We start from the raw sequence: 12,083 nt of genomic DNA, 5'->3' as shown, positions 1-12,083 counted from the left end.
GCCTGGGGAGCGGGGCGGAGCCGTCCGCCGTGCCGGAGACCGCGGCCGTCCCGTAGCCTTCGCGGCAGGAGCGTTCCCCGGCACGGTGCGGGGCGCCCGGGGAGGGGAGCAGCGGCATGCCGGCCATCAGCCTGACCAAGGTCGAGCAGAGCGCGCCCGCGCTGGTGAACCTGTACAAGGCCGCGGGGCGCACGGTCGCCCGCCACGGGCTGGGGGACGAGCGCGCCGCGGTCTACCTCGTGATCGACCACAGCGGCTCGATGAAGCCGTACTACAAGGACGGCAGCGTCCAGGCCCTCGCCGACCGGGTGCTGTCGCTGGCCGCCCACTTCGACGACGACGGCGTCGTCCCCACCGTGTTCTTCTCCACCGAGGTGGACGCCGTCACCGGGATCGACCTCGCCCACCACGAGGGCGCCGTCGAGCGCATCGTCGCCGGACTCGGCCACATGGGGAAGACCAGCTACCACCTCGCCATGGACGCCGTCATCGACCACCACCTCGACAGCGGCGCGACCGCCCCCGCCCTGGTGGTTTTCCAGACCGACGGCGGCCCGATCAGCCGGCCCGCCGCGGAACGCTACGTCTGCAAGGCGGCCAGGCTGCCCCTCTTCTGGCAGTTCGTCGGCTTCGGCGACCCGCACAGCAAGCAGTTCGACTTCCTGCGCAAGCTCGACGAACTCGCCGTGCCGGGCAAGCGCGTCGTCGACAACGCCGGCTTCTTCCACGCCGGGCAGGACCCGCTGAAGATCTCCGACGACGAGCTCTACGAGCGCCTCGTCGGCGAGTTCCCCGCCTGGCTCCGCGCCGCCCGGGCCCAGGGCATCGTCCGCCGAGACGCACACCGGGTGACCGGGCGCACCGGGTGACCGGGCGCTCCGGTGTCACAGAGTGGACCTCCCTCTGTTTTCGCAGGCTCCTTGCATAACATCGCTGTCCCCGCCGTGCGACGACGGCCGCGGCGCCGACGGCGTTCCGTGGCAGCCGCCCCGGGAGCGGCTCGCACGGCCGGCGAGGAAAGGACACTGCATGCTGCAGGCTCTGGGCCTGAGCGCGGACGAGTCGCGGGTGTACCACCTGCTGGCGGGGTCCGGCCGGAGCCGGATCGACCGGGTGGGGCAGTCGCTCGGGATGAGCGGGGGACAGCTCGACGGGATCCTGGTGGGGCTCGCGGACAAGGGGCTGGTCACCGTCACCGACGACCTGCCCCCGCAGCTGATACCCGCCCCGCCGGACATCGCGGGCGAGACGCTGCTGCTGTCGCGGATGCAGGAACTGCAGTCGGCCAAGGCCGTCCTGCGGCAGCTCACGAAGGCCTACCGCAAGGCGTCCGGCGCCGAGTCCCTGGAGGACATCGCCGAGGTCGTGCCGGAGGGTACGCTCGCGCAGCGGTACGAGCAGATGCAGCGTCGCGCGTGCCAGGAGGTGCTCCGCTTCGACACCGCGCCGTATCTGGTGGACGAGGACCTCAACACGGCGGAGCTCGCACAGCTGACCTCAGGCGTTCACTACCGTGCCGTGTACGACCGCGCCGCGATGGCGAGCGCGGGCGCGCAGGGGGAGATGCGCCAGTACGCGGAGGCCGGTGAACAGGCCCGTGTCCTCGGCAGACTGCCCGTCAAACTGCTCATCGTCGACCGCTCCATCGCGCTCGTGGCGCTGCGGACGGACGGCGCGGGGCCACCGGGGGCCGTGGTCCAGATCCATGAAGGGGCCCTGCTCGACGCGCTGACCGCGCTCTTCGAACTCGTCTGGGCGTCGGCACTCCCCCTGGGCCACGGCACCCCCGCCATGAGCGGCAAGGGCGAACTCTCGGCCACGGAGATCCAGTTGCTGCTCCTGCTGCTGTCCGGGCTGACGGACGACGCGATCGCCCGGCAGCTGAACGTCGGCAAGCGGACCGTCAACCGGCGCATCCGCGACCTCATGGACCTGGCCGGCGCCTCCAGCCGCCTGCAACTGGGCTGGCAGGCCTCCGAACGTGGCTGGGTCACCACCTCCGACGTGCACACGCTGCAGGCGGGAGGCCCCCGGTAGGCGAAGGCCCGCCGCCCGCCCGGGGCATTTTCGGCGTCTCGCCGCCGCTCCCGGTGGCCGTCGCGCCGCCCGCCGCGCCCCCGGTCCGGCGTTGATGCGCCAGGTGGCATGCATACGTCACCGGGGCTCTGGATGGCGCCCGGCCCCAGAGGCTACGTTCCGGTCGGCGCGGCGTCGGCCGGACGTTCGGTAGGGGCCTTCTCGGCATCACCGGCTTCGCGCGCCTTGTCCCCGAGCACGCGAAAGGACGCCTGATGCAGATACCCCGACCCGGAGGGCGGCGAAGAACCCTCGCCTCCGGAATCGCGGTGGCGGCCGCCCTGTCACTGACGAGCCAGCTCCCCACCGCGGCGGCTGCCGCTCCGCCGTCGGCCCAGAAGCTGGACAGCGGACCGTCGTCGCAGAAGCGGCCGGCGACGACGGCCGTGGTGACCCTGGTCACCGGCGACACGGTCTCGCTGACCACCGAACACGACGGCCGGCAGGCGGTCGCCGTCCTCTCCGGGGCGGGAACGTCCAAGACGTTCGAGACCGTCAGCGGACAGAACGGCGACCTGTACGTCTACCCGGACGACACCACGGCCGCCATCGCCTCGGGCACCGTGGACCGTGAGCTGTTCAACGTCAGCCGGATGGTCCGCGACGGGTACGGCGACGCCAAGGCCGACGAGATACCCGCGATCGTCGACTTCCGGGGCACCCCGTCGGCCACCGCGCTGAAGGAGCGGGCCGAGGACCTGCCCGGCAGCCGGAGCAAGCGGGTCATGCCCAGCTTGGGGCTCACCTCCGTCCACGTCGACAAGGAGGAGGCCAAGGGCTTCTGGCGCGCCGTCAAGCCGGCGGCGAGCCTGACCCGTGGCGGGGACGACGCCGTGGTGCCGGGCGCCGCGGGGGTGGCCAAGCTCTGGTACGACGGCATCGCGAAGGTCTCCCTCGACCAGAGCGTTCCGCAGATCGGCGCCCCTCAGGCCTGGGCGGCGGGCTACGACGGCAAGGGGGTCAAGGTCGCCGTCCTGGACTCCGGCGCGGACCTCGCCAACGCCGACATCGCCTCCGAGATCACCGCCAGCCAGAGCTTCATCACCGGACAATCGGTGCAGGACGGTCACGGCCACGGCACCCACGTCGCCGCCACCGTCGCGGGCAGCGGCGCCAACTCCGGTGGTACGCACAAGGGCGTCGCCCCCGGCGCGGACCTGCTGATCGGCAAGGTGCTCGCCAACGACGGGCAGGGCCCGGTCTCCAGCATCCTCGCCGGCATGGAGTGGGCCGTCGCCCAGGACGCCGACATCGTCAGCATGAGCCTCGGTGCCACCGACGCCCCCGGTGAGGACCCGCTGACCATGGCGGTCGACTCGCTCAGCGCCTCCTCGGGCACCCTGTTCGTCATCGCCGCGGGCAACGACGGCCCCGGCGACAGCACCCTCGGCACCCCCGGCGCCGCCGACTCGGCCCTCACCGTCGGCGCCGTCGACAAGTCCGACGTCATCGCCCCGTTCTCCAGCCGCGGCCCGCGACTGGGCGACATGGCGGTCAAGCCGGAGATCACCGCGCCGGGCGTGGGCATCGTCGCCGCCCGCGCCGCCGGCACCTCCATGGGCACGCCGGTGGACGAGCACTACACGGCGGCCAACGGCACCTCGATGGCCACCCCCCACGTCGCCGGCGCCGCGGCCATCCTCAAGCAGCGCCACCCGGACTGGACGGGACAGCGCATCAAGGAGGCCCTGACCGCCCACGCCAGGTCCTCCGCCGACCTGACGTCCTACGAGCAGGGTTACGGCCGGGTCGACGTCCCCGCCGCGCTGGACCCGTCGCTGGAGCTCTCCGGGACCGCCGACTTCCGGGTGATCCCCTGGCAGAAGGGCACCTACGAGAAGCGGCTGCGCACCCTGACCCTGCGCAACAGCGCCACGACCGACACCGTCGTGACCCTGGCCGCCTCGGCGAAGGACGCGAGCGGCGCCGAGGTACCCGCGGGCACCCTGGCCCTGTCGGGGAGCGGGCTGTCCGACGGCCGGCTCACCGTCCCGGCCGGCGGCACCGCCGAGGTCACCGTGGCCCTCGACCCCAACGGCCTGAAGCCCGGAAGGTACAGCGGCTCCGTCACCGCGACCGCCGAGGGCGGCGAGTCGGTGCACGCCGCCGTCGGTTTCGTCACCGCCGTCGAGCAGCACGACGTCACGCTGAACCTCACCGACCGCTTCGGCAGGACCCCGTACGCGTTCAGGCTCACCCTGCACGGGCTGGACAACACCGTCTGGGAGACCCGGACGCTCTACGACGCCGACACGGTCACCCTGTCGGTGCCGCGCGGCCACTTCTCCGTCGAGGGGTCGGTCTACTCGGAGGCCCCCACCGGCGGCCCGGTCGCCTACGCGACGGACCTGTTCGCCGTACCGGACGTCGTGGTCGCCGACCGCGACCAGACCTTCACCGTCGACGGCACCACCGCCACCGACGCCTCCGTGAAGATCGAGGGGGAGAAGCGGCCGCTGGAGACCGGCCAGGTGGCACTGCAGATCGTCCGCGACGACGGCACGGTCAACAGCCACTCCAACATGGTCAACATCAACGGGTCCCCCGACAGGGCCGACACCAGGTACGGAGCCATCCCCAGCACGGAGGCCACCACCGGCGCACTGCGGCTCGAGACCTTCCTGACACGGCGCGAACCGCTGGCGCAGCTCGAGGTCACCAGCCCCGAGCGCCGGCACGTCCCGCTGAAGACCTCGGTCTACGCCAAGCGCTTCGAGGGCACCGAGCGGACCGCACTGGTCGACGTGGGCGCGGGCACCGAGCAGGACTTCGCCGGTGCCGACGTCAAGGGCAGGACCGTCCTGGTCTCCGTGCCCGACGTCACCAAGGCCGACGACCAGGCCGCCAAGGCCGCGGCCGCCGGGGCCGTCGCGGTGATCGTGGCACCCGCGGACCCCGGCCCCAGCGGCAGCGGCGTCCCCAAGGGCCAGGCACTTCCGGTCGCCCACGCCACCTACGACGACGCCGCCGCGCTCAAGGCACTGCTGGCCGCGGGCAAGGTCCGGATCGCCCTGAAGGGCGTCCTGGAGGCAGGCTACAACTACGCCCCGCACTTCACCGACGAGCAGCGGATCCCCGCCGATCTCGCCAAGAGCGTCGGCGTGGAGTCCTTCGCCAAGGTCAGGAACACGTACCGCTCCGACGGCGCGCGACGCCTGGGCGCTGAGTACCTGCCGGCCTGGGGACCCGAGCAGTGGACCGCGCTCACCGACGGCCAGCCCCTCTACCAGGGCACCACCCGCGACGACTACGTCATGGCCGGAACCGGGGTGTCCTACATGCCCCAGGTGGCGGCCGCTTTCACCTCCTTCACCTGGTCGATGACGGACGTGCGCACCACGTACACGAGGCCGGGCGCCTCCTACACCCGCAGCTGGTTCGCCGGTCCGGTCCGCCCGTCCCCGTACGAGTTCGGACCGTGCACGTTCTGCCGCGCCGACGTCTGGCAGAAGCTGCCGCCCACCGGCGTCGGCGGCGACGACGAGCCCACCCATCAGCTGACGGGCGCGACCGGCACCTGGAGCTTCTACCGTGACGGGCAGCCGATCACCGGCTTCGGCGAGCTGGTGCCGGAGAAGGCGGACTACCGGTACGTGCTCGACCAGAACCTGGCCACCGACGTCCCCGGCGTCGAACTGGGCAAGAAGGTCCGCACCGAGTGGAACTTCAGCCAGGCGGCACCGACCACCATGGCCGTCAAGGGCTGCGACACGGCCTTCATCCCCACCCCCACGGTCTGCGAGCCCATGCCCGTAATCCTGCTCGACTACGACCTGCCGCTGAACGAGCTCAACCAGGCGCGGGCCGGGCAGCCGTTCACCTTCACCGTGGACGGCTCCAGGGCCAAGGGCTGGACCGGTTCCACGGACATGGCCGGCGCCAAGGTGTCGGTGTCGTACGACGACGGAGCCACCTGGAGGAACGTCACGACCTCGCGCAAGGACGGCAACTCCTTCCATGCCTCGCTGCGCCACCCAGACGTCGCCGACACCAACGGGTACGTGACGCTCAGAGCCGAGGTCCGGGACACCGCGGGCAACCGCACCGTCCAGACCGTCACCCGGGCGTACGCCCTCAAGTAGCCCGCCCGGCGCGCGCGGTATGCCCGGCGCGCTCGCCGGCCAACAGGCAGGGGTCTCCCGCCGGACACGACGTCCGGCGGGAGGCCCCTGCTCCCGTCGGGCCCGCGACGGGCAGCCGGACGTGAGCAGGCAGGACCTCCGTCGGAGTGGCAACAGCGGTGCGGGCGGGCCGAGTTCGTTCCCCGCGGTCTGTCGGTGCCCCGCAGTAGTGTTCGGGCCGTCGCATCAACTGTGAGGACCGAGCGAAATTGACCGAACTGTCTGCTTTCCCCCTGCCCTTCTCCGCTCATCACCACTACGGAGAACCCCGCACCCTGCGGGAGCTCCAGATGATGCAGTGCAGCGCGCACATCCGGGAGAAGCCCGAGTGGTCCGTCAAGAGGAACGACGCCGACGTGGTCGCCAGATGGACGCGGGAGGCGGTCGAACAGGGCCTGACCGAGGCGCAGATACGGTACGTCCTCGCCGAGCTCGCCCGTTACGCCGAGCTGCGGGACGCACGGACCGGCATCGAGGTGTCCGCCGTGGACGGGGTGTGGCACTCGGACACCCTCGTCGAGGACGGGCTCAGGACCAGGCTGCGTGAGGCCGTGCGGGTCCTGGAAGAGGTCCCCGAGGCGGAGAAGGACTGGCACCCGGGCTCCGACGGCCAGGTGCTCGACCTGGTGCACCCGTCGCTCTTCTGCCTCGTGCGCGAGGTGAGCGGCGGGCCCGAGCGGGCGTGGCAGAGGGACAACAGGTGGGGCCAGAAGTACGAGTTCTCCGAGCGCTTCCAGTGGCTGCCCACGGACGTCGAGGTCGGCGACGACGGCGACGTCACCTTCCGCTCGTACGTCAACAACGTCCACCCGGTCGAGCACCGCGAACTCGCCGCAGTCCTGCCCGAACTGTTCGCACGCGTACGCCCGTTGTTCGAGAACGTGCTCACCGACCTGCGCCGTCCGCAGACCCTGCGGATCGAGGCCGACCCCTACGGCTGGTACGACTCGTCGGAGCCGGCCCGCCCCGATCCCGAGGACCGGGAGGCCTACGCCGCGTATCAGGAGGCGATGGACGCCTGGTACGACAACCGTCGACCGGACGTCCCGGACGCGCCGGAATACGTCCCGCCCGCGCTGCCCGACGAGACCGAGCGGGTCGATCTGCGCGGCCGGAACCTCCAGGTCATCGTCAAGCTCGCCACCATCCACCTCACCCCGGAGAAGCCCGAGTACGCGGGAGGCTCCTGGCACGTCGAGGGGATGGAGAACGAGCGGATCGTCTCGACCTGCCTGTACTACTGGGACAGCGAGAACATCACCGAGAGCCGGCTGAGCTTCCGGACGGCGCTCGAGGAGCCGGAGGAGTACGAGCAGAGCGACGACGACGGCATGAACGAGGTCTACGGCCTGGAGAACGAGAGCCCGCTGAACCAGGTGCTCGGCTCCGCGCCCACCCCGGCCGGCCGCTGCCTGGCGTTCCCCAACGTCCTCCAGCACCGCGTGGCCCCGTTCCGTCTCGAGGACTCCGCCAGGCCGGGGCACCGCAAGATCCTCGCGTTCTTCCTCGTCGACCCGTCGGCGACGATCGTCTCTACCTCCGACGTGCCGCCGCAGCAGCCCTGGTCCGACACGTCGACCATGACGCTGGAGCAGGCCAAGGCGTACCGCGAGGAGCTGATGACGGAGCGGAAGTTCTTCGTCGACGAGCACAACCAGCACGTCTACGAGCGGGAGTTCTCGCTGTGCGAGCACTGACCCGCCGCTGAGGGGAGGCCCGCGGCCGGCTGCTCCGACAGGACGCTCTGACATGATCGTCCGGTGAGCGAGCGGAAGCAGCCGGCCGACCGGGCGGCGGAGGCGGTCGAGGCACACGTGCGGGCGTTCTTCGCGGGCCATGTCGTCGAGACCGTGGCGTACGACCTCGGGCCGGAGCGGAGCGAGGTGCTGCCGGACCTGCGCGTGCTCGTCGTCGGGCCCGGCCCCCGCGGCGACAGCTGGGCCTACGTCACGGCGGGCTGCCGGTCCCCGACGGAGAAGGACGGCCGAGGGCTCGAGTTCGTCATGACCGCACACGTCCGCGACCAGCGCTTCCTCGACCTCATGGCGATGCTGGCCCACTACCACCGCGGAGGGCACCGGCTCGACGTGGAGCACAGCATGCCGATCGGTGAGCCGTGGGTCCCCGGCTCGGCCTGCGACCACCTGCTGATCAGCCTCCCCTACCTCCACGGTCCGGACCTCGAACACTGCCCGCTCCCCGACGGCGGCCACGCCCGGATCCTGTGGGCCCTGCCGGTGACCCGCGCCGAGACCGAGTACCGCGGACGGCACGGGCACGAGGCGCTGGAGCGGCTCTTCGACGCGGCGGAGATCCTGCCCACGGACCCCTTCAGACCCTCGGTGGTCTGACGCGGCCGGCCCGGTCACACTGGTCCCATGGCGCATCAGCAGGAAGCACTCACCGACCCGCCGCCGGGCCTGCCGCGGCGGGTGTGGTGCCGCCTGTGCGGATCCGAGCTCCGGGACGCGCAGTCGCGCCGCAGAGGCTTCGGGCCGGAGTGCGATCCGGACCGGAGGTTCGAGCACCGGTCCCACGACGTCGAGCAGGAGCCGCTGCCGGGCCTCTGACGTCCGCCGGACCGGTCCGGTGCACGTGACCGCGGCGCACCGCCCGCGGGACCACCTCCGCACCCGCACCGCACCCGCACCACCGCATCGCCCGCACGAGGGCGATGTCGGTGACGCGGCGTAGCGTGTGATCAACGACCAGGACGACGCGACGGGGGCGGCCGGCACATGGGCACACGGGTGGAGAAGGACGGGTACAGCGCGGAACTGACGGACGATCTGGAGGTCGTCCACCGCAACCCCCGGGGGCGGAAGCTCAAGCAGTTCCCCGCCCAGCTGGCGGGTGCCCCCGGGATCCGCGCCCTGCACGAGACGCGCACGCACCTGCGCGCCCACCGCGAGGCGTGCCACGCCCAGGCGGGGGAGTGGGCCAAGGAGGGGACCGCCGTGCCGCGCGCCCTGGCCGACCAGGACCCGCTGTGGCGGGAGGCGCTGGAAGCCGGGCCCGTGCAGCTCACCGACGAACTGGGCGAGGACGGCCTGTGGGCCCGCACCTACGCCGGCTTCGGCGGCCGCACCCTGACCCAGCTCGTCCCCGAACAGCTCATCCCCTTCCGCGACCGGCTGATGCGGGGGCAGGAATGGGAGCCGGACGGCTGCTTCTCCACCGGCATACCGGACCCCTCCGACGGCGCGCTGCCCTTCCCCGAGCGGGTCCTCGCCGCCCACCCCGGCAGCGAGGAACTGGCGGCGGAGAAGATCCTCCTGCTGCGGGCGTGCACGCACGGCTGGGCCTACGTCTTCAAGAAGGACATCGACGCCGTCCTCCAGGGGCTGGAGGAGACCGCTCCCGCGCTGCTGACCACACTCCTCGACGAGATGGCCGACCTGGCCCTGCGGCACGGCGACCGCCCGTCGGCCGCCGCCTGGTTCGGGCGGGCCCGCACCGCCGAGCGGACGCAGGCCCGTGAGGCCGACAAGGAATGGCTGCTGGACCGCTACCTCACCTACGCGGCGTCCGACGCCCTCTCCGCCACCACCCTGCGGGCCTGGGCGCGCGAGTCGGCCGTCAAGGGCGTGGCGACCGCGGCGGACCTCCCGCGCTTCCGTGAGGTGGCGATACGCCGGATCCGGGCGTCGTCCGAGGTGTACCCACAGCTCGCCCTCGACCTGCGCAGGCTCGCCAAGGCCTCCGGCCAGGAACCCGAGAGGGAACTCGCCACGCTGCTCGGCGAGATGTTCACGGCCGGCCAGGTGCCGCTCGACGACGAGAAGTTCTGGGCCGACTGCCTCAAGGGCCAGGCCGTGGACCTGCTGACCGCCGACGCCCCCGGGACCGCCCGCCGGACACTGGACCTGCGCCCCGGGCGCGCCCTCGCCGGCAGCGGCCTGTGGCTGCGCCTGCTGGAGCGCACCGGCGCGCTCGCGCTCCTCACCGGTGAGGCACCGGGGCTGGAGACGGGCGAGGCCGCCGCCTGGCTGACCAGGAACCTCACGACCAACAGGGACGGCAACGGCACCTGGCCCGTCATGTACGAGATCGCCGAACGGATCGCCCCGAAGCTGGCGGCCGACGGCGTGCCCGTGGTCGTCCGCTACCGGCGGACGGGCGACCGGGACAGCCACTACCGGACGCCCCTCGACCTGATCGACCTGCTGCTGGAGCACGCGGTCCCGGTTGCCGACCCGCCGGAACTCCTCGGCCCGTCCCAGCCGTACCACGTCCAGCTCGGCCGCCGGCCGCAACTGGAGCACCTCCAGGCCGACCCGCGCTTCGCCCGGGAACTGCGCGCCCGGGCGCGCGCCGACCTGGAGATGACCCTCAAGGACCTGGGGACCAACAGCTGGTACCAGCCGCACGAGACCAAGGGCTGGGACCGGATCCCGCAACTCCTCGACAACCGGACCGGCCACGAGGAGATCCGCGCCTGGTTCGACCGCGAGCGGGCGAAGCTCCCCACGGTGACCGGCCTGCACGACCTGGCCCTGCTGCTCGGCCGGCTGGTCCACGCGGGCGTCGCACTCGACCTGGTGCCCAAGGAGGCCGCCCTGGCGGCGGAGTTCGCGGCGGTGGACGTCGTGCCGCTGCTGATGGCGGAGCTGCCCGGCACCGTCGCCCGCCCGCAGGTGGTGGAGCTGCTGAACCGCCTCCAGCCCGCCTGGGTCTCGCGGGAAGGCGTCCGCGGCCCCAACCGCGGACCGATCCTCGAGGCGCTGCCGCACCTGGGCGACCCGTCGCAGAGCGAGGCCGCCTCCTCGCTCGTCATGGCCGTCAACTGCCGCGCCGGGCTGGAGCGGCTCGCCCACCGCTTCACACCGGTGGAAGCCGAGGAGGAACCGGCCCCCGACAGGACGCCGGAGGACGCGGACGCGCGCGTCGGCCGCCGGATGGTGCGGCTCGCGACGGACGGCACCGCCGCCGTCTGGGACGGTGACCTCACCACGCCCACGACCACCTTCGACCGCCTCCGCAGGGACGACGGGTTCCGCCACACCCACGTGTGCGCGGCCCCGCTCGTCCTGTGCGCCGTGTCCACCCGGCAGACCGGCCGGCTGTCACCGGCCGGGGCGCTCACCGCCTACGCGGCCCACCCCTTCGTCACCGACGCCCCGGGGCGCTGGCGCTTCGTGCGGTGCGAGGTGCCCGAGTACCGCGGCGGCCGCGCCGTCGCGTTCGACGGAGAGGTGTTCCGCACCGCCACCTCCGTCGCCCACGTCCTGGGATCCGGCGGCCGGGACAGCTGGCGGACCCTGTGGGAGTACGCGCCCGACGGCGTCTTCCCCGAGGACGGCCCGCTGGCGGCGGGCGGCGCGACACTCACCGAGGCCCACGTGCTGGAGCCGGTGCGTCCCGGCGACTGGTTCACGCGCTTCGCGCAGCTGTACCGGGAGCACGGCTCCGCACCCGCCCGCCCGGAGCTCGCGACCGCCTTCGCCGAGCGGCTGGGCCTCACCACGGCCGAGGCCACCGTGCTGCTGACCGCACACGTCCCCTGCACACCCAGCCGCTCGGGCCAGCGGCTCGGCCACCGCCCCCGCCTCCACTCCGCCGACCTGAGGGCCTGGGGGATCCAGGGGAAGGACGCGGAACAGGCCGTCGCCGTGCTCACCGACATGCTCGGGCCCGACCGCGCCGCCACCCTCTACGACAAGCTCCTGCCCGACGACCCGGAGCAGCTGTGGACCACCGGCCCGGACGTGGAGCGGGCCGCCGCCTGGTGGATCGAGGAACTCGGCCGCCCCCTGCCCGTGCCCACCGCGCTGCTGCCCCTCGCCGCCAAGGAGATCCTGCCGCCCAAGGGAGAGGCCGCCCTCCCCCGGCAGCTGCGCCGGGGCATCCCGGCGTACCGGCCCCCCCTGAGATCGGAAGCGCACA

The 12,083-nt window shown here is 72.6% G+C and carries 7 protein-coding genes; all 7 read left to right on the top strand.

Annotated elements, in window-relative coordinates:
- The first annotated feature begins 116 nt into the window (after window positions 1-116).
- Window positions 117-869: a VWA domain-containing protein gene (locus HW445_RS07190; protein ID WP_180220189.1), complete on the top strand. Its 753-nt coding sequence runs from the start codon at window positions 117-119 to the stop codon at window positions 867-869.
- A 160-nt stretch (window positions 870-1,029) separates the two neighbouring features.
- Complete coding sequence (locus tag HW445_RS07185; RefSeq protein WP_180220188.1) at window positions 1,030-2,037, top strand: helix-turn-helix domain-containing protein; 1,008 nt, start codon at window positions 1,030-1,032, stop codon at window positions 2,035-2,037.
- Between the two features lie 254 nt (window positions 2,038-2,291).
- A complete protein-coding gene (locus tag HW445_RS07180) occupies window positions 2,292-6,158 on the top strand; it encodes a S8 family serine peptidase (RefSeq protein ID WP_180220187.1) in 3,867 nt (1,288 codons plus the stop codon).
- Between the two features lie 248 nt (window positions 6,159-6,406).
- Window positions 6,407-7,894, top strand: coding sequence for a DUF4246 domain-containing protein (locus HW445_RS07175; RefSeq protein WP_180220186.1), 1,488 nt, complete (start codon window positions 6,407-6,409; stop codon window positions 7,892-7,894).
- A 63-nt stretch (window positions 7,895-7,957) separates the two neighbouring features.
- The gene (locus HW445_RS07170; protein WP_180220185.1) at window positions 7,958-8,548 is read left to right on the top strand and encodes a suppressor of fused domain protein; all 591 of its coding nucleotides are present in this window, start codon (window positions 7,958-7,960) and stop codon (window positions 8,546-8,548) included.
- 27 nt (window positions 8,549-8,575) lie between these two features.
- Window positions 8,576-8,767 carry a DUF6011 domain-containing protein gene (locus HW445_RS07165; RefSeq protein WP_180220184.1) on the top strand — a complete coding sequence of 64 codons (192 nt, stop codon included), beginning with the start codon at window positions 8,576-8,578 and terminating at the stop codon, window positions 8,765-8,767.
- A gap of 168 nt (window positions 8,768-8,935) precedes the next feature.
- Window positions 8,936-12,083, top strand: a 3,148-nt coding sequence (locus HW445_RS07160) for a hypothetical protein (RefSeq protein ID WP_180220183.1), incomplete at its 3' end; no start/stop codon positions are given.

Origin of the sequence: Streptomyces sp. UH6 (genome assembly GCF_013421635.1) — a bacterium.
In the GTDB taxonomy this organism is placed as follows: Bacteria; Actinomycetota; Actinomycetes; order Streptomycetales; family Streptomycetaceae; genus Streptomyces; species Streptomyces abyssomicinicus.
Note: the sequence above shows the minus strand (reverse complement) of the source record. Positions and strands in the feature narration are given on the sequence as shown.